The sequence below is a fragment of the Streptomyces sp. NPDC096012 genome (assembly GCF_040426375.1).
GTDB lineage: Bacteria > Actinomycetota > Actinomycetes > Streptomycetales > Streptomycetaceae > Streptomyces.
The window spans coordinates 17,748-39,362 of the sequence record NZ_JBEOTD010000006.1 but is presented as its reverse complement, the minus strand read 5'-3'; the positions used below and the strand labels follow the sequence as shown (position 1 = coordinate 39,362).

Sequence of the window (21,615 nt, the reverse complement as noted above, 5' to 3'; positions counted from 1 at the left end):
TTCCCAGTCAGTCGGGCCGTCAGGCGGTGCGGTGGCGGAAGAGGAGGCGCTGGAGGCCGGACAGGGCCAGGTCCAGGGCGATGGCGACGACGGCGACGAGCACCGCGCCCCCGAGCACCTGGACGAGATCGCGCTGGGCGAGGCCGTCGAAGACGTAGCGGCCCAGGCCGCCGAAGGAGACGTAGGCGGCGATGGTGGCCGTGGCGACGACCTGGATCAGGGCGAGGCGCAGGCCGGTCATGATCAGCGGGAGGGCGAGCGGCAACTCGACCTGGAGCAGGACCTGGTGGCCGCGCATCCCCTGGCCGCGCGCGGCGTCGCGCACGTCCGGGTCCACGGCCGTCATGCCCGCGTAGGTGTTGGTGACGATCGCCGGGACCGCGAGCGCGACCAGCGCGACGTACACCGGCAGCATCGACAGGCCGCCGGCCAGGAAGACCAGGACGACCAGGCCGACGGTCGGCAGGGCGCGGCCGAAGGAGGCGAGGTTGATGGCGAGGAACGCGCCCCGGCCGGTGTGGCCGATCAGCAGGCCGAGCGGGAGGCCGATGGCGGCCGCGATGAGCGTGGCCAGCAGCGAGTACTGGAGGTGTTCGGCGAGGCGGTGCGCGATGCCGTCGGGCCCGGTCCACTGGGCGCCGTCGGTCAGCCAGCCGCCGAGGTTCGCGAGGAGTTCGTACATGTCAGGCTCGCCGCCTCTGCCAGGGGGTGAGGGCGTACTGGAGGGCGACCAGGGCCGCGTCCGCGACGACGGCGAGGAGCAGGGTGAGCACCACTCCGGCGATCACCGGGGTCGGGAAGTCGCGCTGGAAGCCGTCGGTGAAGAGCTGGCCGAGCCCGCCGTCGCCGATGTAGGTGGCGACGGAGACGAGGGAGATCGACATCACGGTGGCGATGCGGACCCCCGCCATGATCACGGGCAGGGCCAGCGGGATCTCGACCGTGAGGAGCGTGCGCAGCGGGCGCGTGCCCATCGCCTTCGCCGCCTCCTTCACCTTCACCGGGACCGAGTCGAGGCCCTCGACGGTGTTCCGCAGCAGGACGACCAGGGTGTAGACGGTCAGGCCGGTCACGGTCGTGGTCCGGGTGAGGCCGCTGACCGGCAGCAGGAGCACGAAGATCGCGATCGAGGGGATGGTGAACAGGACGTTCGAGGCGCCGAGCAGGAAGCCGCGCAACGGGCGGATCCGGTGGGCGACGACGGCCAGCGGGAGGGAGATCAGCAGGCCGAGCAGGACGGCCGTGAGGGCGGCCTGCAGGTGGGAGAGGGTGAGGGTGGTGAGGTCGTCGGTGTGGGCGGCTATCCAGGACCAGTCGATCGTCATGCGGCCACCCGCACTTCGGCGTGGGCCCGGCCGGCGTGCTCGTGGACGTCGTCCCGGGAGGAGACGCCGGTGAGCGTGCCGTCGGCGGCGACGCGGACGATCAGGCCGGTGGGGGAGGAGAGCGACTCGTTGAGGGCCGACAGCAGGGAGTCGGTGTCCCTCAGCGGGCGCACGGGCAGTTCGGCGCCGGCCGAGGACCAGTGCAGGGGCCTGTTCGCCGGATCCAGGACCAGGGACCAGGCGCCGCCCTCGGGGGCCGGGCCCTGGGGCACGTCGGCGAGGGTCGTCAGCGACAGGAGCTTCAGCCCGCGCTCGGCGCCGAGGAAGCCGGCCACGAAGTCGTCGGCGGGGCGGGCGAGCAGTTCGGCGGGGGAGGCGCACTGGACGAGGTGCCCGCCGGTGCGGAAGACCGCGATCTGGTCGCCGAGCCGGACGGCCTCGTCCACGTCGTGGGTGACGAAGACGATGGTCTTGTTCAGGTCCTTCTGGAGTCTGAGCAGTTCGTCCTGCAGCTGGGTGCGGACCACGGGGTCGACCGCGCCGAAGGGTTCGTCCATCAGCAGGACCGGCGGGTCGGCGGCGAGGGCGCGGGCGACGCCGACGCGCTGCTGCTGGCCGCCGGAGAGCTGGTGCGGGTAGCGCTTGCCGGCGTCGGCGGCGAGGCCGACGGTCTCCAGCAGTTCGGCGGCGCGGGCCCGGGCCTCGCGGCGGCGCCGGCCGAGCAGCAGCGGGACGGTGGCGATGTTGTCGAGCACCGTGCGGTGCGGGAAGAGGCCGGCCTGCTGGATGACGTAGCCGATGGAGCGGCGCAGCTCGGCCGCGTCCTGCCGGGTGACGTCCCGGCCGCCGACGCGGATCGTGCCGGAGGTCGGTTCGACCATGCGGTTGATCATCCGCAGGGTGGTCGTCTTGCCGCAACCGGAGGATCCCACCAGGACGGTGATGCCGCCCTCCGGGATCTCCAGGTGGAGATCGTGGACTGCCGTGGTGCCGTTGGGGAAGCGCTTGTGGACCGCATCGAACTGGATCATGAGATGTCCCTTGCCCGGCTGTATAACGTCATGCAGAGTTCTTGGTGTCTGAATAGATTGTCAATGGGCCGGTGTTAATCCGAGGTAACCGATGGCCGCAGGGCAAGACCTGATGTCACGGTTGAGGGGAGTTTGGGCTTGATGTCGTCTCGCATGGTGGACGCGCCGGAGTCCGTGCGGTCCAGGACCGTCGTCCTCGACGGCGCCGGACTCGGCGTCGAGGACGTCGTACGGCTCGCCGACGGCGCCGCCGTGCCGCTCCCCGGCGCCGCGGCGGTCAAGCGGGTCGAGGAGTCCTGGAACGCCGCCCGGCAGATCGCCGCCACCGGCCGCGTCTACGGCCGCTCCACCGGAGTCGGCGCGAACCGGAACGAGGACGTGCCCACCGAGGCGGCCGCCGGGCACGGCCTGCGCCTGCTGCGCAGCCACGCCGGCGCCATAGGCGAGGAACTCCCGGCGCGGCAGGTGCGCGCCATGCTCGCCGTCCGGGCCAACCAGCTGCTGGCCGGCGGCGCCGGACTGCGGCCCGGTGTGGTCACCGCCCTGTGCGAGGCGCTGGAGACGGGCGCCTACCCGGTCGTCAACGAGTTCGGCTCCGTCGGCACCGGCGACATCGCGGCACTCGCCCAGGCCGGACTGGCCCTGGCCGGGGAGCACCCGTGGCGGGGCGCCGGCGCCCCCGCCCCGCAGCCCCTCGACAACAACGACGCCCTCGCCCTGATCAGCAGCAACGCCCTCACCCTCGGCCAGTCCGCGCTCGCCCTGCACGAGCTGCGCGGCCTCATCGGCGCCACCCAGGTCGTCGGGGCGCTGTCCCTGCTCGCCGTCGACGGCTCCCACGAGGCCTACGCCGCACCCGTGCACGCCGCCCGCGCGCACCGGGGCAGCGCCGAGGTGGCACGCCGGATGCGGGAGCTGGTCGGCGCCGCGGACCGGCCGACCCCGCCACTGGGCCGGCTCCAGGACCCGTACGGGTTCCGCTGCCTGCCCCAGATCCACGGCCCGGCGCAGGACGCCGCCGACGCCCTGGAGCAGGTCCTGACCGTGGAGATCAACGCGGCCGCCGAGAACCCGCTGATCGCCCCCGAGGACCTGGCCGCCTACCACCACGGCGGCTTCTACCAGGCCCAACTCGCGCTCGCCCTGGACCACTTCAGGCTGGCGGTGACCCAGGTGGCCCGGCTGTCGACGTCCCGCCTGTCCACGCTCAACGAGCCCGCCTACACCCGGCTGCGCCCCTTCCTCGCCGACCACGAGCCGGCCTCCTCCGGCGTGATGATCCTGGAGTACGCGGCCGGAGCCGCCCTCGGCGATCTGCGGGCCTTCTCCGCCCCCGCCTCGCTCGGCCACGCTGTACTCTCCCGGGGCGTCGAGGAACAGGCGAGCTTCGCCTCGCTCGCCGCGCGGCAGACCCTGCGCGCGTGCGGTGCGTACCGCCTGGTGGTCGGCTGCGAACTCGTCGCCGCCGTCCGGGCGTTGCGCCAGCGCGACCTGAGGCCCGAACCGGGGCTGCCCGTCGGCCGGGCGTTCGCGCTCGCCGAAGCGGTCCTCGACGCCGACCCGGCCGACCGGCCGCTCACGGGCGACGTGACGGCGGCGGCCGCACTGCTCGACCGGTTCACGGACATCTGGAGGGGGAGCACGCCATGAGCGTCGACCGGAGTACCGACATCAGCACGGGTGGCACGTCCAGGGCCACGGACAGCCCGGCCACCCGGCTGCAGGCGCTCTTCGAGGGGCACCGGCTCACGCCGACCCAGCGCCGCATCGCGCACAGCATGGTGCGCCGGGCCGCCGACGTGCCCTTCCTGTCCAGCGTGGAACTGGCCGAGCTGGCCGGGGTCAGCCAGCCGTCGGTGACCCGGTTCGCCGTCGCGCTCGGCTTCGACGGCTACCCCGCCCTGCGCAGGCACCTGCGCGAGGTCGTGCCCGCCGAACCGGCCGCCGAGGCGGGCTCGTTCAACGAGTACCAGCAGGCCGTCGAGGCCGAGATCGAGAACCTCAGGCACCTCGCGGAGCTGCTCGCCGACCCCCGCCCGGTGCAGAAGGCCGGCCGGATCCTCGCCGCCTCCCGGCCGCTGCCGGTGCTCGGGCTGCGCGCCGCCGCCTCCCAGGCCTACGGCTTCGCGTACTTCGCCGCCAAGGTCCACCCGGACGTCCGGCTGCTCGACGAGGGCGGCACGATGATCCAGGACCGCATCGACGCGGCCGTGCGCGCGGGCGCCACGGCCCTGCTCTGCTTCGCCCTGCCCCGGCATCCGCGCGAAGTCGTCGACACCCTCGCCTACGCCAAGGAGGCGGGACTGACCGTCGTCACGGTCGCCGACTCCGCCTTCGCGCCGGTCGCCAAGTACTCCGACCTCCTGCTGCCCGCCGCCGTCGGCACCGGGCTCGCCTTCGACACCGCGTGCGCGCCGATGCTGCTCGGCCGGGTGCTGCTGGAGGCGCTCTGCGACGACCTGCCGCAGGCACAGGCCCGGCTGGAGGAGTTCGACGCGAAGGCGGCCGCCCGCGGGCTGTTCGTGGAGTGAGCCGCCGCTCTCTCATGTTCGTCTCACGTTCGGCCGTTAACTTCCCCGCGAAGACAGGCAGTGCGCGAGGACGTGACACGGGAGGCCGACGTGGCGCGCGGAGGACAGGGACTGGCCCGGGTGGCCGTCGTCGTACGGGCGGGGGCCGCCCCGATGTGGTGGCTCGGGGTGTTCGCGGCGGGGATCGGTGTACTGGTGCCCGGGCTGACCGGGCGCCGGATCGGCGTGGCGGCCGGAGCCGCGCTGTTCCTCCTCGGCGCGGCCGTGGTGGCACTGGCGAGCCGCGGCCGGTACGCCGCCCTCGCCCGCGGGGCCGCCCGCGCGGGCAGGTACGACATCCTGCAGGACCGGGCGGTGACCGTGCGCAACTGGCGCCGGGGACACCGCTGGTGGCTGCTGGCGGCCTTCCTCGCGGCGCTCGGCTCGTCCTTCGCGGTGCCCGCGGCCGGCGGCATGCTGCTCGCCGGGCTCGGCACCGGGCTCCGGCTGAAGGCCGCCTGGCTGGGCCGGCGCGAGCGGGCCGAGGAGACCTTGCTGTGGGTGCGCGTCGACTGGCTCGACGCCCGCGGCGGCCGGCCGGCGGGCAGGGCCGTGAAGGCCCTGCGCGGCACCGGCGTCGCGGCCGGCGACGCGGCCCCGGGCGGGGCCCGCCGCCGTACCGCCGCCCTCGTCTAGACCTCGAGTTCCGCCTCGATCTTCTTCAGCTGGTGCCGGGCCATCGCCAGGTTGGCCCGGCTCGCGTCGAGGACCAGGTAGAGGAACAGGCCGTTGCCGCCGCGGCTGTTGAGCAGGCGGATCAGGTGGTACTGGTCCGAGAGGGTGATGAGGATGTCCTCGATGCCGCCCTTGAGGCCCAGCATCTCCATCGTGCGCATCTTGGCGCGGATGACGTCGGTGTTGCCGGCGGCCGCCACGTTCAGGTCGAAGGTCTTGCTGCCGCCCATCGTGCCCAGCGCCATTCCGCTGGTGTAGTCGACGAGCGCGACGCCGGTGGCACCTTCGATGGAGGTGAGCGCCTCTTTCAGTGCGGTCTCGGTGTTCGCCATGGTGAGTCCTCTCGGATCGTTCAACTGTCGGTTGCGGTGCGCGCTTCGGCGCCCGGGGTGCGGGTCGTGCGGGTCGTGCGGGTACGGGCCGGCGGTGCGGTGCTGACGGCGCCCAGAGGTCTCCCGGCCGGGCGGGCGGCCCGGGCGGCGGCCTCGGCGGCGTCGAGCAGTTCCCCGACGCGGGCGCCGGCCCGGCGGCCCTCCAGGTGCAGCCGGCCCACGTTGACCCGGTCCTGGGCGAGCAGGGTCAGTACGGCGGTCCGGCCGGCGGCGTAGGTGGCGATGTAGCCGTGCTCGCCGCGCACCAGCAGTTCGCGGAAGCCGCCGTGCCCGGTGGCGTCGGCGACGCGGACCGCGACGCCCAGCGCGGCCGCGGTCAGCGCCGACAGGCCGTCCGGGTCGACCCCGGGGGTGTCGTGGGCCACGACGAGCCCGTCGACGCCGGCCGCGAGGGCGCCGGTGAGCTGGGGCACCCGGTTGCGCAGCCGGTGCAGCTCGTCCAGGACGGAACTCCGGTCCTCCTCGGACACCATCAGCTCTCTCCTCTCGGCGGGGCGGTGCCGTTCAAAGCGCCTCCAGCGCATCCCTGAGCCTCTTCAGCAGCGCGACGTCGGGGTCGGTGACCGGGGGTGGGGGCGGCGGGACGGGGTCGGTGAACAGGGGTGCCACCGGCGTCACGTGTCCGGCCGCCGCGAGCCGGCGCACGTCGACGAGGGTGTGGAAGGCCTGCCGGCCCAGGTTCCGGGCGATCTCGGCGGCCGTGCGGACCCCGTCCACCCGGTCCAGGACCGCCCGCTGCCGGGGCGTGACCGGCGCGCCGTGGGCCGGGTCCGCGCGGATCAGCGGCGCGCTGTCGGCGGCCGGGTCGCGCCACAGCCGGTGCAGCAGCAGACGGCGGCGCAGCGTCTCGCGTTCCAGCGCCACGACCGGGACCGAGGGCAGCGGGCCGGGCCGGGGCGTGTTGTCGTAGCGGAACCGGCCCGGGGTGCTGCTCGGCGCCAGCGCGAAGTACCCGGCGTCGTACAGCGCGTCCAGGTGGCACAGTTCCAGCGCGCCCGCGGGCAGCAGCCCCGAGTCCAGCAGCAGTTCGGCGGCCTGCAGCGGGCCGGCGGCCCGGGCGGCGGCCCGCTGCCAGGCGGCGCCGGCGAGGGTGCCGTGGGCGGTGAGGAGCACGTCGAGGCCGGGGGCCAGGGGGCTCTCGGCGTGCACCACCCGGCCCTCGGCGAGGTACAGGGTGCCGTGCTCACGGAGCAGGACGCCGGTGGCCCGCTCCTCGGCGAGCCGGGTCAGCATCGGCGACAGGGCGCGCGCCAGCGCCTTGTCGCGTACCGGCAGCGGCGGCGGAGGGGTTCGGACCATGGTCATCCGAGCACCAGCCGCGCGGCCATCTCGCCCAGCCGTATTCGGGCCAGCGCGAGGTTGCCCTCCTCACGTCCGAGCCACAGGTGCAGGAACACACTGCTGTCGAACGACGTGTCCACGAACCGCAGCAGGTGGTAGCTGTCGTGGTTGCTGACGATCACGTCCTCCACCGGAGGCCGGCCGTCCGGGACGGCGCCGGCGGTGAAGGCGCCGTGCTCGGCGGCCATCCGGGCCAGCTCGGCCGCCTCGGCGGCGGTCGTCTCGTGATCGCCGCCGGGGGCCTCCCCGACCGTGCCGAGCGCCAGTCCGCTCGTCCAGTCGACCAGTGCGGCCCCCCGGGCACCGGGCAATCGCATGGCTTCCAGCAGGCACTCGTCGATTCCGGGCACCGTGGCTCCCCTCCCGCCTGGGTCTCCGGCTGAGTGACGCCGACACTACGCAACGTGTGCGCGACGGGTGAGGCCTTTGGCATTTTCCGGCGGAACATGCTTCCGGAGTACTACTGTTGGGCAACTGACGTTTGCCTCAGGGCGGTTGACCCGTTCGTCCAGGGCCGCCCGGGGTGCGTCAGCCGCGCTCGGGCGTACCCAGGGCGGTGAGTGCCGGGGTGTGTGCCCCGCCGGCCTCCGCCACGATCTCCGTGATCGTCTGGGGCTCCCGCGCGGTCGCGAAGGTGATGCCGCCCGCGCCGTCGGGTGCGAAGCCGTAGACGCCCGGCCGGGCGAGGGAGTTGTACGAGTAGTGGTGGGCGAAGTAGTACGCCCCCGTGTCGAGCGCCGCCGCGTAGTCGCCCTGCTCCAGCCGCGGCAGCGCGCGGCCCTCGGCCAGCAGGTCACCCGAGAAGCAGGCCGGTCCCGCCACGTCCTGCACCACGTCCGGCCCCGCCTTGGGGCGTCCCTTGGCGTCGTACGCGGCGATCCGCAGCGGCCAGGCCTGCGGCGCGTACACCGTGCGCGTCGCCACCTGCACGCCCGCGTGCGTCACCGCGATCCGCCGGCCGCCCGCGCTCTTGGCGTACTCCACCCGCGCCACCACCGTCCCGTGCTTGGCCAGCAGCGACCGCCCGAACTCGGTCACCAGTCCGTACCGCCCGTCGAAGAGCCCCGGGACCTCCCGCGCCAGCAGCCGCGCGAACCGCGCGTACGTCGGTGCCGTCGCCTCGGAGCCGAAGTTCACCGGCAGCCCGCCGCCGATGTCGAGCGTGTCGATCTGCCGCCGCCCGGCGCGCGCGTTGATCTCCTCGGCCAGCGCGTACGTCTCCGCCACGCCCCGCGCCAGCAGCGGCAGCGGAATGCCCTGCGAGCCGGTGTGCGCGTGCAGCCGGGTCAGCCACGGCCGTTCCAGGAACGCCCCGACGACCCACTCGCGCGCCCCCTCGTCGCGCAGCGCCACCCCGAACTTCGACGTCGTGGTCGCTGTGGAGGTCGCCCCGATGCTGCCGCCGCCGACCTGCGGATTGACCCGGATGCCGAGCGGGGAGCGGACGGGAGCGGACCGGACCGCGGCGTCCAGCCGGTCCAGCTCCTGCGGGTTGTCGGCGTTCACGGCGATGCCCAGCGCCAGCGCCTCGCGCAGCTCCGCCGGCGTCTTGGCGGGCGAGTCCAGCACCGTCCGGGCGGGCGGCACCCCGGCGGCCCGGGCCAGCGCCAGCTCCCCGGGGCTCGCCACCTCCGCGCCGATGCCGGCCTCGTGCAGCAGCCGCAGTACCGGCACCAGCGGGGTGGCCTTCACCGCGAACGCGTGCAGGACCGGCGTCCCGGGCGCGGTGACCGCGTCGAAGGCCGCCCGCAGGGCCGCCGCCGACCGCCGGATCCCGGTGACGTCCAGCAGGCCCACCACGGCCGCCTCCGGCCCCAGCAGACCCTGCTCGACCGCCGCCCGCACCGCCTCGTCCCGCCGGCCGGAGCGTTCCTGGGCCTCAGTGTCGTCGTCGTGCTGCACGGCTTCCCCATCCTGTCTCGGCTACCGGTCCTTCCAGCCAAACATCCGCCGCGCGCCGACGGGGCCCCACCGATGTATTGACTAGTTCTATTCAGATGGCCAGGATGTGAATAGAGGAACTAACAGGAGGAGCAGACGATGTCGGGACCCCGCCCCGTACGAGCCCCGCGCGGCACGGAACTCAGCGCCCTGGGATGGCAGCAGGAAGCCGCCCTGCGGATGCTGCAGAACAACCTCGACCCCGAGGTCGCCGAGCACCCCGACAAGCTCGTCGTCTACGGCGGCACCGGCAAGGCCGCCCGTGACTGGCGCTCCTTCGACGCCATGGTGCGCACGCTGCGGACCCTCAAGCAGGACGAGACCATGCTGGTCCAGTCCGGCCGCCCCGTCGGCGTGATGCAGACCCACGAGTGGGCCCCGCGCGTCCTCATCGCCAACTCCAACCTCGTCGGCGACTGGGCCAACTGGGAGGAGTTCCGCCGCCTGGAGGCCCTCGGCCTGACCATGTACGGCCAGATGACCGCCGGCTCCTGGATCTACATCGGCACCCAGGGCATCCTCCAGGGCACCTACGAGACCTTCGCCGCCGTCGCCGCGAAGAAGTTCGGCGGCACCCTCGCCGGGACGATCACGCTCACCGCCGGCCTCGGCGGCATGGGCGGCGCCCAGCCCCTCGCCGTCACCATGAACGACGGCGTCGCCCTCTGCATCGACTGCGACCCGCGCGCCATCGAGCGCCGCATCGAGCACCGGTACCTGGACGTCCGGGCCGACTCCCTCGACCACGCGCTGCGCCTGGCCGTCGAGGCCCGCGACCAGCGCCGGCCGCTGTCCATCGGGGTCCTCGGCAACGCCGCCGAACTGGTCCCGCAGCTCCTCGCGATGGACGCGCCGATCGACATCGTCACCGACCAGACCTCGGCCCACGACCCGCTGGCCTACCTGCCCGTCGGCATCGCCTTCGAGGACATGGCCGACGCCGCCGCCAAGGACCCGGCCGGCTTCACCACCCGGGCGCGCGAGTCCATGGCCCGGCACGTGGAGGCCATGGTCGGCTTCCAGGACGCCGGCGCGGAGGTCTTCGACTACGGCAACTCCATCCGCGGCGAGGCCCAGCTGGCCGGATACGACCGCGCGTTCGCCTTCCCCGGCTTCGTCCCCGCCTACATCCGGCCGCTCTTCTGCGAGGGCAAGGGCCCCTTCCGCTGGGCCGCCCTGTCCGGCGACCCCGCCGACATCGCCAAGACCGACAAGGCGATCCTGGAGCTGTTCCCGGAGAACGAGTCCCTGGCCCGCTGGATCAAGCTGGCCGGCGAGCGCGTCCACTTCCAGGGCCTGCCCGCACGCATCTGCTGGCTCGGCTACGGCGAGCGCGACAAGGCCGGCGAGCGCTTCAACGACATGGTCGCCTCCGGTGAACTGGCCGCGCCGCTCGCCATCGGCCGCGACCACCTGGACTGCGGCTCCGTGGCCTCGCCGTACCGCGAGACCGAGGCCATGCTCGACGGCTCCGACGCGATCGCCGACTGGCCGCTGCTGAACGCCATGGTGAACGTGGCATCGGGCGCCTCCTGGGTCTCCCTCCACCACGGCGGCGGCGTCGGCATGGGCCGGTCCATCCACGCCGGCCAGGTGACGGTGGCCGACGGCACGAAGCTGGGCGGCGAGAAGATCCGCCGCGTGCTGACCAACGACCCCGGCATGGGCGTCATCCGGCACGTGGACGCGGGCTACGACATCGCGGAGTCGGTGGCCGGCGAGCGCGGGGTGCGGGTGCCGATGCGCGAGGGTGACGACGCGTGACCTTCCACAGCATGTGGGCGGAGCTGCTGCCGATCGGTCGCGACCGCGCCTCCGGCGGCTACCGGCGCTACGCCTGGACCGGCGCCGACGCCGACTGCCGGGCCTGGTTCGAGGAGCAGGCCACGGCGCGCGGGCTGTCGTACGAGGTGGACCGCAACGGCAACCAGTGGGCCTGGCTCGGGGATCCGGCCGGTACGGACGCCGTCGTCACCGGCTCGCACCTGGACTCGGTGCCCGACGGCGGTGCCTTCGACGGCCCCCTCGGCATCGTGTCCTCCTTCGCCGCCCTGGACGAGCTGCGCGACAGGAACGCGCACCTCACCAAGCCCCTCGCGATCGTCAACTTCGGCGACGAGGAGGGCGCCCGCTTCGGGCTCGCCTGCGTCGGCTCCCGGCTCACCGCGGGACAGCTGACCGTCGAGCAGGCCCACCGGCTCACCGACACCGACGGGATCAGCCTGCCGCAGGCCATGGCCGCCGCCGGACACGACCCCGAGGCCATCGGGCCCGATCCCGGGCGGCTGGCCCGGATCGGCGCCTTCGTGGAGCTGCACGTCGAGCAGGGCCGCGCGCTGGACCTGTCCGGCGACCGGGTCGGCATCGCCAGCGCCATCTGGCCGCACGGACGCTGGCGGTTCGACTTCCGGGGCGAGGCCAACCACGCCGGCACCACCCGGCTGGCCGACCGCCGCGACCCGATGCCGTCGTACGCCGAGACCGTCCTCGCCGCCCGACGGCAGGCCGAACTCGCCGGTGCGGTCGCCACCTTCGGCAAGATCGCGGTGGAGCCGAACGGGGTCAACGCGATCCCCTCGCTGGTGCGCGGCTGGCTGGACTCCCGCGCCGCCGACCAGCAGACCCTGGACACGGTGGTCGGCGGCATCGAGCGGGCGGCCCGGGAGCACGCGGACGCCCACGGCATCGACCTGGACGTCGTCCGGGAGTCCTTCACGCCGGTCGTGGAGTTCGACCACGCCCTGCGCGACGAACTGGGCCGCATCCTGGGCAAGGACGGCGGGCTGACGGTGCCCGTCCTCGGGACCGGCGCCGGACACGACGCCGGAATCCTCTCCGCCAGCATCCCGACCGCCATGCTGTTCGTGCGCAACCCCACCGGTGTCTCGCACTCCCCGGCCGAGTTCGCGGCCGAGGACGACTGCGTGGCCGGGGTGAGTGCGCTCGCCGACGTACTGGAAGGGCTGGCCTGCAGGTGACCGAACGGACCTACTGGTTGGAACACGCCTGGCTCGGCACGTTCGTCGAGCCGGGAGTCCTCGTGACGGTGTCGTCCGGCGACGGCGGCGCTGCGGCGGACGGCCGGATCGGCGCCGTCCGCACCGGTGTCCCCAGCCCGCCGCCCGGCGCCGAGATCCTGCGCGGACTCACCCTGCCCGGCCTGGCGAACACGCACAGCCACGCCTTCCACCGGGCGCTGCGCGGCACCGTCCAGGTCGGCTCCGGGACCTTCTGGACCTGGCGCGAGCTGATGTACGCCGTCGCCGACCGGCTGACCCCGGACACCTACCACGCACTCGCCCGCGCGGTGTACGCCGAGATGGCGCTGGCCGGCGTCACCTGCGTCGGCGAGTTCCACTACGTGCACCACCAGCCGGGCGGCACCCGCTACACCGACCCCAACGCGATGGGCGAGGCGCTGATCGCGGCCGCCGCCGAGGCCGGGATCCGGATCACCCTGCTCGACACCTGCTACCTCTCCGCCGGCTTCGGCGAGCCGCCCGACAGGCACCAGCAGCGCTTCTCCGACGGCAGCGCGGACGCCTGGGCCGAACGCTGCGCCGTGCTCGAGGAACGGGATCACGCACGGATCGGGGCGGCGATCCACTCGGTCCGGGCCGTGCCCGCCGACCAGCTGGCGACCGTGGCCGGGTGGGCGCAGGAGCGGCGGGTCCCGCTGCACGTGCACCTGTCGGAGCAGACCGCGGAGAACGACGCCTGCCTCGCCGCGCACGGCCGCACGCCCACCCGGCTGCTCGCCGACCACGGCGTCCTCGGGCCGCGCACCACCGGCGTGCACAACACCCACCTCACCGACGACGACATCGCCCTGCTCGGCGGCTCGGGCACGGGCACCTGCATGTGCCCGACGACCGAGCGCGACCTGGCCGACGGCATCGGCCCGGCCGCCGCCCTCCAGCGGGCCGGCTCCCCGCTCTCCCTCGGCTCCGACAGCCACGCCGTCATCGACCTGCTCGAAGAGGCGCGCGCGATGGAGCTGGACGAGCGGCTGCGCACCCGCACCCGCGGCCACTGGACGGCCGCGGCCCTGCTGCGCGCGGCGTCGGAGGACGGTCACGCCGCCCTGGGCTGGCCGGACGCGGGCACCCTGGAACCGGGGGCGCTCGCCGACTTCACGACCGTCGCCCTGGACACCGTCAGGACGGCGGGCCCGGTGCCGCGGCTCGGCGCCGAGACCGCCGTATTCGCCGCGTCCGCGGCGGATGTACGCCACACGGTCGTGGGCGGCCGGCATGTCGTACGGGACGGCGCGCACGCGCTCGTACCGGACGTGCCGTCGGCGCTGGCGGACGCGATCGCAGCAGTCCGCGGCTGAGGCCAGCCGCCCCCCACCCGGTCACTCGTGAGGACACCATGAGCAGCAGCACCGTCATCACCAACATCGCCACGCTGGTCACCAACGACCCCTCCTCCGGTGACGGATCCCCCCTGGGCCTGATCCAGGACGCGGCCGTCGTCATCGACGGCGACCGCGTCGCGTGGACCGGTGAGTCCAGCAGAGCACCCGCCACCGACAACCGCGTCGACGCGGGCGGCCGGGCGGTGCTGCCGGGCTTCGTGGACTCCCACTCGCACCTGGTCTTCGCCGGTGACCGCACGGCGGAGTTCAACGCCCGCATGTCCGGCCGCTCCTACTCGGCGGGCGGCATCCGCACCACGGTCGCGGCCACCCGCGCCGCGAGCGACGCGGAACTGGAGGCGAACCTCACCCACTACCTGGCGGAGGCGCTCCGCCAGGGCACCACCACCTTCGAGACCAAGTCGGGCTACGGCCTCACCGTCGAGGACGAGTCCCGCGCCCTGCGCATCGCGGCCCGGCACACCGAGGAGGTGACCTACCTCGGCGCCCACATCGTCTCCCCGGACCTCGCCGACGACCCCGCCGCCTACGTGGCCCTGGTCACCGGCGAGATGCTGGACGCCTGCGCGCCGCACGCCCGCTGGATCGACGTGTTCTGCGAGAAGGGCGCCTTCGACGGCGACCAGGCGCGCGCGGTTCTCACGGCGGGCAGGGCGAAGGGGCTCCACCCCCGGATCCACGCCAACCAGCTGTCGTACGGCCCGGGTGTGCAGCTCGCGGTGGAGCTCGACGCGGCCAGCGCGGACCACTGCACCCACCTCACGGACGCGGACGTAAACGCCCTGGCGAGCGGCCGTACGGTCGCCACACTCCTCCCCGGCGCCGAGTTCTCCACCCGCGCCCGGTGGCCCGACGCCCGCCGCCTGCTGGACGCGGGCGTCACGGTGGCCCTGTCCACGGACTGCAACCCCGGCTCGTCCTTCACCTCGTCGGTCCCCTTCTGCATCGCGCTGGCGGTGCGGGACATGGGGATGACCCCGGACGAGGCGGTCTGGTCGGCGACGGCGGGCGGCGCGGCGGCCCTGCGCCGCGACGACATCGGCCGCCTCACGCCGGGTGCTCGCGCCGACCTGACCCTCCTCGACGCGCCGAGCCATGTCCACCTGGCGTACCGGCCGGGCGTCCCGCTGGTCGCCGGGGTCTGGCGGCGCGGTGCGCGCGTGGTCTGACCCGCCCGGACCCGCCCGGATGTCCGGCGGCGACCAGTCCCGACGGCGCGGTCCGGCGATCCGGTACGCGGGTTCCCGGGCGTCGTGCGACGGCGTCGGGAGGGGCGGGGTCACTCCCCCCCGGCCCGCCACCGCTGAGCCGTGCCCCCGGTCAGCGGCTCCAGGGACAGCCCGCCGCTCCCGTCCTCGGTGACCGCCGTCTCGATGGCGATCGCCGGGCGGATCACCCCGTCGGCGTCGACCGTGAAGCGCAGGTTGTCGCCGTGGTCGCCGTCGACCGAGTCGCAGTCCCAGATGCCCACGCCCTTGTCGACGGAACCGCGGCTGTCCAGGCAGAAGCCGGGGTTCGCGGACGACTGCACGACACCGCGGCCGGTGTCGACGCGCCAGCGCTGGCTGGGGGCGGCGCTGCAGGGGGCGGTGACGACGTCGGTGCCGTTGTCGAAGTCGCCGGACACGTCCAGGCACAGGCCCGAGGCGGCGTTCACGACCTGGGCGTACGTGCCGTCCGGCGCGTGGGCCGTGGGGGAGGGGGACGGGCGGGGGCTGCGGCTCGGGGGCCGGGTCGTCGGGCTCGGGCTCCGCGCGGGAGACGGGGGCCTGGAGGTCCGGGGCGGCGACGGTGTCGCGGACACCGTGGCCGTGACCGTGACCGGCGGCGCGGTCGTGGGCGTGCCGACGGCGCCCGCCGGGCGGTGGTCCACCGAGCCGTCCGAGGGCAGCATGAGGATCACCAGGGGGACCAGGGCCACGCCGAAGGCCGCGGACGCCAGCAGTAAGCGGTGGGACGGCGGGCGCCGCGAGCCCGCGCCGCCGGCGACGACCCGGGGCTCGGGGCCTTGCCGGGTCGTGTACGCCGAACCGGACCAGGGCAGCAGGCCCTCCGCCAGGGCGGCGCGCGGGGTGTCCCGCAGGGTCGTCAGCTCCTCGTGGGCGGCCGTGCAGTGCGGGCACTGCGCCATGTGGGCGTGCAGGTCGGCGCTGTGGCGGGGGGCGTCCGCCCGCGTCGACTCCTCGATGAGGCGGCGGAAGTCCGCGCAGCGCGGGTCGTCGGAGGCGGCCAGGCGGGACCTGAGACAGGCCTGGGACATCGCGTGGAGGGCCTGCGGGGTGCCGTACCCCACGTCCTGGGGGGCGAGGTCGAGGAAGGCGGCCGTGCGGTCCTCGGGCTCCTCGTCCACGACGGCGTACCAGAGCAGGCCCTGGGTGCGGGAGGACAGGGTGTGGAACGCGGCCAGCAGGGGCGGGAGCGGGCCCTCCGGGGTGCCGGTGGTGTTCAGGACCAGCAGCAGGCCGGGGTCCAGGCCCGCGGAGCGGTCGTCGCGGGCCCAGGAGGCGGCCAGCCGGGCGGTCAGCAGCAGGAGGTGGTGGCGGAGGGGGACGCGGGGTTCCACACCGTGTGCCGTCTCGCGGGCCGCCACCGTGAAGGTCTCGGCCACCAGCCGCCGGGCCGCCGACTCGCTCGCGGTGCACAGCCGGGCGTAGCCGAGGACCGTCGGGCGGTGCCGTCGGTGGAGCTCCCGCAGCGCCGCGTAGGCGGTGGCGGTGTCGCCGCGCAGCAGTACGGTCAGCCGCGCGTCCGGCGCCTGGCCGTACGGCCCGCCGCCCGCGTCCCCGGCAGCGTCGCCGCCCTGAGCCATCCTCGCCCTCCTCGCCCGCCGACCATCCCCCGTCCTGACGTACCAGCCAGTTTGGGGTGCCCATGGTGGCGGAGGCGGCCCTTTTGGAAAAGAGGGTTACCCGCGGTAATCGAGAAGGGTCCCCGACAACCGGGAAGCCGACCTCCGAAAAGCGAAGCGGTCCGGCGTCGTGCGCCGGACCGCTTCGCTTTTCGGAGGTCACCCGGAGTAGCCCAGGACCCGTGCGGAGGCTCACTCCTCCACGGTCAGCCCCTTGCGCAACCGCACCAGCGTGCGCGACAGCAGCCGGGAGACGTGCATCTGGGAGATGCCGAGTTCCTCACCGATCTCCGACTGGGTCATGTTCGCCACGAACCGCAGGGAGAGGATCTGCCGGTCTCGCGAGGGCAGGCCGGCGATCAGGGGCTTGAGCGACTCGATGTACTCGATGCCCTCGAGCCCGTGGTCCTCGTACCCGATGCGGTTCGCCAGGGAGCCCTCGGTCTCGTCCTCCTCGGGCTGGGCGTCCAGCGAGGAGGCGGTGTAGGCGTTCGAGGCGGCCATGCCCTCGACGACCTCGTCACGGGAGATGCCGAGCCGCTCGGCGAGTTCCGCGACCGTGGGGGCGCGGTCCAGCTTCTGCGCCAGCTCGTCCCCGGCCTTCGCGAGGTCGAGCCGCAGCTCCTGCAGCCGGCGCGGGACGCGCACGGACCACGAGGTGTCGCGGAAGAAGCGCTTGATCTCGCCGATGATGGTCGGCATCGCGAAGGTGGGGAACTCCACACCGCGGGCGAGTTCGAAGCGGTCGATCGCCTTGATCAGGCCGATGGTGCCGACCTGGATGATGTCCTCCATCGGCTCGCTGCGCGAGCGGAAGCGGGAGGCGGCGAACTTGACGAGCGCGAGGTTGAGCTCGACCAGCGTGTTGCGGACGTACGAGTACTCGTACGTCCCTTCCGCCAGCGACTCCAGCCGCTCGAAGAGGGTCTTGGACAGGGCCCGCGCGTCGACCGCGCCGATCTCGTCGTACGGGGGGATCTCCGGGAGACCCTCGAAGAGGTCGAGGGGATCGATGGGATGATCCAGTTTTTCCGGTGGGGATGTCGACGTCGCGACCTGGGTATGCGATGCGTCGAGCCGGGGTGACATGGGTGTCCTCCATCGTTCTCGGCATATGGCTGCCGAAGCCAAAAAGCGTGCACTGCGGTGTGCGGCGCCTCCGAAGCCGGCGTGTAGGTGCGTGTGTACGTACTAGCCCTACCCGCTTCCCTGAGCGAGTCGCAAGTGCGTTATGTTGCGGTATGTCCGTTTGTGTGCGGTTGTTCGGGTGTCGGAGTGTGGACGGAAGGCGTAATGTTCGAGGGCATCAGCAGCCACGACCTCGGGAGAGAGAGACGGCATGGACCACGGGACGGTCGGCAGCGCACAGTCGGGCCGGCTTCTGGTGGAGGTGCGGGAAGAGGGCTCCAGCGCCGTTGTGACACCGGCGGGTGAGCTCGATCACCACACCGCCGATCTTCTGCGTGAGCCCCTCGACGACCTTCTGGCAAAGGGCTTCTCACGCCTGGTGGTGGACTGCTCACGCCTGGAGTTCTGCGACTCCACGGGCTTGAACGTCCTGCTCGGGGCGCGACTGAAGGCGGAGGCCGCCGGTGGCGGGGTCCATCTGGCTGGCATGCTGCCGGTGGTCGCTCGCGTGTTCGAGATCACCGGGGCCGAGACGGTCTTCACCGTTCACGACTCCGTGGAGGCGGCCCTGGCCGACGGCGCCGACTGAGCCCGGCCCGGCCCTCCCGTGCCGCGGCCACTCCGGGCGTTGCGTCTGTCACGCCGAATACAGGGGTGTTTCGCCGGATCCGTCGGGCAGGAGAGGGCAGGGGAAGGCAGGAAGCATCCTGCCGACCGTCCGCCGCCGGATCGTTCCGCGACCCGAGAACGGCCCGGAGTGTGTCCTGGACGGGGCACACGTGCGACGGACGGAAACCGACCCGCGCCCACAGCGGGTGGACAGACGTACGGACCGGCCGGCATCGGAGGATGTCGACTCTTGAATCGTGAACTGGTGAATCGGTGAGGTGAAGCGCTGATGAGCACCACCCGGCCTTACTCGCCGGGCGACCGCGGCCCGGAGCCCAGCGGCGCTTCCGGGGCGCCCGAGGGGGATGCGCCGGTTGCCGGCGCAGCCACGGAGGCAGCCGCGCCGTCCGTGCCGTCCGGCGGCACTGCGGGGACCCGCGGCAGGCAGATCCGCAGACTCGGCCTGGAGGGGGAGAGCGGGGTCGTCCCGCTGGCGCGTGACTTCACCCGCCAGGCGCTGTACGCGTGGGGCTGGCTGCCCGCCGCCGGCGCGGAGCAGCGGGCCGCCGCCGAGGACGTGCTGCTCGTCGTGTCCGAACTGGTCACCAACGCCTGCCTGCACGCCGAGGGCCCCGACGAGCTGGTCCTCGCCTGCGACAACAAGGTGATCCGGATCGAGGTCTCCGACCGCGGCGCCGGCCAGCCGGCCCCGCGGACGCCGCACCGCGCCGGCCGCCCCGGCGGCCACGGCATGTTCATCGTGCAGCGGCTGTGCCTGGACTGGGGCGTGGTCCGCGCGACCGGCCGCCCCGGCAAGACGGTGTGGGCGGAGCTGGGCGCTCCCGCGTAGGCGTATTTCGCTCGGCTCCTCCCCTCGACGCAGGCCTTCCATCCGGAGGGCCTGCGAAGCCGTGCGCCGGCGGAGCCCGGCCGCTCCGGCGCCCGCGCGTGGCGTTTCGCATCGCCACGGATCCCGCGCGTACCGCGTCTTCCTTCCTCACGGCCCCGGGCGTACCTTGACGGCCGAATCTGATATGCCGTCAGCTTTCTGCCGTCATGAACGAATGGGGTGGACCGATCGTGTCGTACCCGAAGCGAACCGCCGCGCTCGCGTCCGCCGCGGCCCTGGCCGGCTCGGTGGTGCTGCTGACCGCGCCGGCCGCCCGTGCCGACGTCGTCGACGTCAACTACCGCTGCCAGACGCCGATCGGCGTCAAGACCGCCGTCTCGCCCATCGACATCAAGGGCGTCGGGAGCGGCAACGGCTACAAGATCACCATGTCCTGGCAGAAGGGCGTCTCCTCCAGCCCGGTGGAGCTGGGCAAAGGGGCGATGACGCCGAGCGCCACCATCAGGCTCGGCGGCGCCGACAGCGGCGGCCTCGCCGTCAGCGGCCCGGCCAACGCGGCCGCCATTCCGGCCGACACCCCGATCAGGATAAGCGACTTGAGCGGCACGTACACGCCGAGGAAGAGCGGAAAGGTCACCTTCACGGCGGCCGTCCTCACGATCAGGGCGCTCGGTACGACGACGACCTGCACGCCGACGAACAACCCCGCGCCGTCCCTGGCACTCGACGTGACGGCACCCGGCGGCTCTTCCTCCGGCGGCTCGTCATCGAGCGGTTCCACCTCCGGTGGCTCGTCCTCGGGAGGGTCTTCCTCCGCCGGCTCCTCCTCGGGCGGTGACACGGGCGGCAGTCTTCCGCAGACCGGCCCCGTGGACTCCGCCGTGGCCCTCGGCACACTCGGCGGCACGGTCCTGCTCGCCGGTGCCGCGGGCACCCTGTGGCTGACCAGGCGCGGCCAGACCGCACGCCGCTGAACGGACCGGCCCAGGCCGCACCGCCTCACGCCGCCGAACGCACCGCCTCACGCCGCCGAACGCGCCGGCCAACGCCGCTGAACGGACCGGCCCAGCCCGCTGAACCCGCCCGGTCCAGGTCGCTGAACGGACGGGTCCAGCCCGCTGAAGCCCCCGGCCCAGCCCGCTGAAGCCCCCGGCCCAGGTCGTTGAACACACCGGCCCACGCCGCTGAATCCGCCTGGACCAGGTCGCTGAACGGACGGGTCCAGCCCGCTGAAACCGCCGCCGCAGGCCGCTGAACCCGCCCGGCCCAGGCCGTTGAACACACCGGCCCACGCCGCTGAACCCGCCCGGCCCACGACCGCTGGAGCCGTCCATGCCGTCCGCCACCCGCGCCGCGCACCGCCGCCCGCATCCGCTCCCGGCCGCCGCCGGATCCGCGTCCCTGTGCCTGCTCGCCCTGCTGAGCGCCGCGCCACGGGCCGCTGCCGCCGGTACCTGGTCCGTCGCGCCGGCGGGCGGCGGACGGCCCTCCCTGTACGCCGAGGGGCCGCCCGGAGCGGTGCTGCAGGACAAGGTGTCGGTCACCAACCCCGGGCGGACGCCGCTCGTCGTACGGCTCTCCGGCACCGGTGTCCCGATCGCCTTCGCCGCCAACACCCTGCGCGTCCCCGCCCGCACCCGCGCCGACGTGCCCTTCACGGTGACCGTCCCGACCGGATCGGTGTCCGGCGACCGCTCCGGCGCCGTCGTCGCGCGCGCCGACGGCGGCCGGACGGAAACCGTCGCGCTGCGGCTGCGCGTCGCCGCTCCGGCGCTCGCCGCGCTGACCGTCGAGCACCTGTCCGTGCACACCGACCGGATCGGCTACGAGCTGGTCAACCGTGGCACCACGGTCCTCGTGCCGAGGCTCGCGGTGCGCGCGGACGGCGTCCTCGGCCGGGTCCTGGACCGTGCCCCGCGCGACCTGCCCGTCCGCCTGCCACCGGGCGCCCGGCTGAAGCTGACCGAGCCCTGGCCGAACCGGCCGGCACTGGACGCGGTCGACGTACGGGTGACGGTCACGGCAGCGGGCGGAGCCCACGACACGGCGACCACGACCGCGCGTTTCGTGCCGTGGCCGGTACCGGCCGCCGCTGCCGGCACGCTGGCCGCGGGCACGGCCGCGGCGATCGCCGTACGACGCAGGCGCAGCCGCGGGCCGGACGACGGCCGGGCGGCAGACGAGGACGCGACGTCCGGCGGGGGTCCGGCGGCCGGGGGGAGCGAGGTCCCTGGTGACAGCCCGGCGGCGGGGTGGGGCACGGTCCTCGGTGGGGGGCCGGTGTCCGTGGTCCCCGGTGAGGGGCCGGCGCCCGGACAGAGCGGGGCGTCCGGCGGGAGCCCGGCATCCGGGCAGAGCGGGGCGTCCGGTGAGGGTTCGGCGGCCGGGGGGAGCGAGGTCCCTGGTGACAACCCGGCGGCGGGGCGGAGCACGGTCCTCGGTGGGGGGCCGGTGTCCGTGGTCCCCGGTGAGGGGCCGGCGCCCGGACAGAGCGGGGCGTCCGGCGGGAGCCCGGCATCCGGGC

The 21,615-nt window shown here is 74.0% G+C and carries 21 protein-coding genes; 11 read left to right on the top strand and 10 right to left on the bottom strand.

The features are described from left to right. Positions 1–19: 19 nt before the first annotated feature. Genes ABVB68_RS08655 through ABVB68_RS08645 form a run of 3 tightly spaced genes read right to left on the bottom strand, consistent with a single transcriptional unit; the run spans position 20 to position 2,356 of the window. The gene (locus ABVB68_RS08655) at positions 20–682 is read right to left on the bottom strand and encodes an ABC transporter permease (protein WP_353600312.1); all 663 of its coding nucleotides are present in this window, start codon (positions 680–682) and stop codon (positions 20–22) included. Position 683: 1 nt separating this feature from the next. Further along, positions 684–1,325: an ABC transporter permease gene (locus ABVB68_RS08650; protein WP_353600311.1), complete on the bottom strand. Its 642-nt coding sequence runs from the start codon at positions 1,323–1,325 to the stop codon at positions 684–686. Further along, positions 1,322–2,356 carry an ABC transporter ATP-binding protein gene (locus ABVB68_RS08645; RefSeq protein WP_353600310.1) on the bottom strand — a complete coding sequence of 345 codons (1,035 nt, stop codon included), beginning with the start codon at positions 2,354–2,356 and terminating at the stop codon, positions 1,322–1,324. Before ABVB68_RS08645 ends, ABVB68_RS08650 begins: the two co-directional genes overlap by 4 nt. A gap of 141 nt (positions 2,357–2,497) precedes the next feature. On the opposite strand from ABVB68_RS08645, the gene ABVB68_RS08640 reads away from it, so the two are divergent. From ABVB68_RS08640 to ABVB68_RS08630, 3 genes are all read left to right on the top strand, one after another. Next, positions 2,498–4,006 carry an aromatic amino acid ammonia-lyase gene (locus ABVB68_RS08640; protein WP_353600309.1) on the top strand — a complete coding sequence of 503 codons (1,509 nt, stop codon included), beginning with the start codon at positions 2,498–2,500 and terminating at the stop codon, positions 4,004–4,006. After that, positions 4,003–4,887 (top strand): MurR/RpiR family transcriptional regulator, encoded by an 885-nt coding sequence (locus ABVB68_RS08635; protein WP_353600308.1) that lies wholly within the window; start codon positions 4,003–4,005, stop codon positions 4,885–4,887. Before ABVB68_RS08640 ends, ABVB68_RS08635 begins: the two co-directional genes overlap by 4 nt. A gap of 90 nt (positions 4,888–4,977) precedes the next feature. Next, positions 4,978–5,562 (top strand): hypothetical protein, encoded by a 585-nt coding sequence (locus tag ABVB68_RS08630; protein ID WP_353600307.1) that lies wholly within the window; start codon positions 4,978–4,980, stop codon positions 5,560–5,562. On the opposite strand, the gene ABVB68_RS08625 is transcribed toward ABVB68_RS08630, so the two are convergent. The 5 genes from ABVB68_RS08625 to ABVB68_RS08605 form a co-directional block, all read right to left on the bottom strand. Further along, entirely contained in the window at positions 5,559–5,933 is a 375-nt protein-coding gene (locus ABVB68_RS08625; protein WP_353600306.1) for a roadblock/LC7 domain-containing protein, read from the bottom strand. The genes ABVB68_RS08630 and ABVB68_RS08625 overlap by 4 nt on opposite strands. Positions 5,934–5,953: 20 nt before the next feature. Continuing rightward, entirely contained in the window at positions 5,954–6,466 is a 513-nt protein-coding gene (locus tag ABVB68_RS08620) for a roadblock/LC7 domain-containing protein (RefSeq protein ID WP_353600305.1), read from the bottom strand. 31 nt (positions 6,467–6,497) lie between these two features. After that, a complete protein-coding gene (locus tag ABVB68_RS08615; protein ID WP_353600304.1) occupies positions 6,498–7,298 on the bottom strand; it encodes a transcriptional regulator in 801 nt (266 codons plus the stop codon). Continuing rightward, positions 7,295–7,684, bottom strand: a complete 390-nt coding sequence (locus ABVB68_RS08610; protein WP_353600303.1) for a hypothetical protein — start codon at positions 7,682–7,684, stop codon at positions 7,295–7,297. Before ABVB68_RS08610 ends, ABVB68_RS08615 begins: the two co-directional genes overlap by 4 nt. 178 nt (positions 7,685–7,862) lie before the next feature. Then, positions 7,863–9,236 (bottom strand): type III PLP-dependent enzyme domain-containing protein, encoded by a 1,374-nt coding sequence (locus tag ABVB68_RS08605; protein ID WP_353600302.1) that lies wholly within the window; start codon positions 9,234–9,236, stop codon positions 7,863–7,865. A 138-nt stretch (positions 9,237–9,374) separates the two neighbouring features. On the opposite strand from ABVB68_RS08605, the gene hutU reads away from it, so the two are divergent. From hutU to hutI, 4 genes are read left to right on the top strand one after another with little or no spacing between them, the layout of a single operon-like run. Further along, positions 9,375–11,039, top strand: coding sequence for a urocanate hydratase (gene hutU / locus ABVB68_RS08600; protein ID WP_353600301.1), 1,665 nt, complete (start codon positions 9,375–9,377; stop codon positions 11,037–11,039). Continuing rightward, positions 11,036–12,253: an allantoate amidohydrolase gene (locus ABVB68_RS08595; RefSeq protein WP_353600300.1), complete on the top strand. Its 1,218-nt coding sequence runs from the start codon at positions 11,036–11,038 to the stop codon at positions 12,251–12,253. The genes hutU and ABVB68_RS08595 overlap by 4 nt, the downstream gene beginning before the upstream one ends. Next, positions 12,250–13,611: a formimidoylglutamate deiminase gene (locus tag ABVB68_RS08590; protein WP_353600299.1), complete on the top strand. Its 1,362-nt coding sequence runs from the start codon at positions 12,250–12,252 to the stop codon at positions 13,609–13,611. Before ABVB68_RS08595 ends, ABVB68_RS08590 begins: the two co-directional genes overlap by 4 nt. A 38-nt stretch (positions 13,612–13,649) precedes the next feature. Beyond that, positions 13,650–14,825, top strand: a complete 1,176-nt coding sequence (hutI, locus tag ABVB68_RS08585) for an imidazolonepropionase (RefSeq protein WP_353600298.1) — start codon at positions 13,650–13,652, stop codon at positions 14,823–14,825. Between the two features lie 110 nt (positions 14,826–14,935). On the opposite strand, the gene ABVB68_RS08580 is transcribed toward hutI, so the two are convergent. After that, complete coding sequence (locus ABVB68_RS08580; protein WP_353600297.1) at positions 14,936–16,465, bottom strand: ricin-type beta-trefoil lectin domain protein; 1,530 nt, start codon at positions 16,463–16,465, stop codon at positions 14,936–14,938. A 231-nt stretch (positions 16,466–16,696) separates the two neighbouring features. Further along, positions 16,697–17,593: an RNA polymerase sigma factor SigF gene (locus tag ABVB68_RS08575; RefSeq protein WP_353600296.1), complete on the bottom strand. Its 897-nt coding sequence runs from the start codon at positions 17,591–17,593 to the stop codon at positions 16,697–16,699. 250 nt (positions 17,594–17,843) lie between these two features. Between ABVB68_RS08575 and ABVB68_RS08570 the strand changes: the two genes are divergently transcribed. From ABVB68_RS08570 to ABVB68_RS08555, 4 genes are all read left to right on the top strand, one after another. Continuing rightward, positions 17,844–18,221: an STAS domain-containing protein gene (locus ABVB68_RS08570; protein ID WP_353600295.1), complete on the top strand. Its 378-nt coding sequence runs from the start codon at positions 17,844–17,846 to the stop codon at positions 18,219–18,221. A 309-nt stretch (positions 18,222–18,530) separates the two neighbouring features. Then, a complete protein-coding gene (locus ABVB68_RS08565) occupies positions 18,531–19,091 on the top strand; it encodes an ATP-binding protein (RefSeq protein WP_353600294.1) in 561 nt (186 codons plus the stop codon). Positions 19,092–19,321: 230 nt separating this feature from the next. Next, positions 19,322–20,065: an LPXTG cell wall anchor domain-containing protein gene (locus tag ABVB68_RS08560; RefSeq protein WP_353600293.1), complete on the top strand. Its 744-nt coding sequence runs from the start codon at positions 19,322–19,324 to the stop codon at positions 20,063–20,065. Between the two features lie 358 nt (positions 20,066–20,423). Then, positions 20,424–21,615, top strand: a 1,192-nt coding sequence (locus tag ABVB68_RS08555; RefSeq protein WP_503006045.1) for a hypothetical protein, incomplete at its 3' end; no start/stop codon positions are given.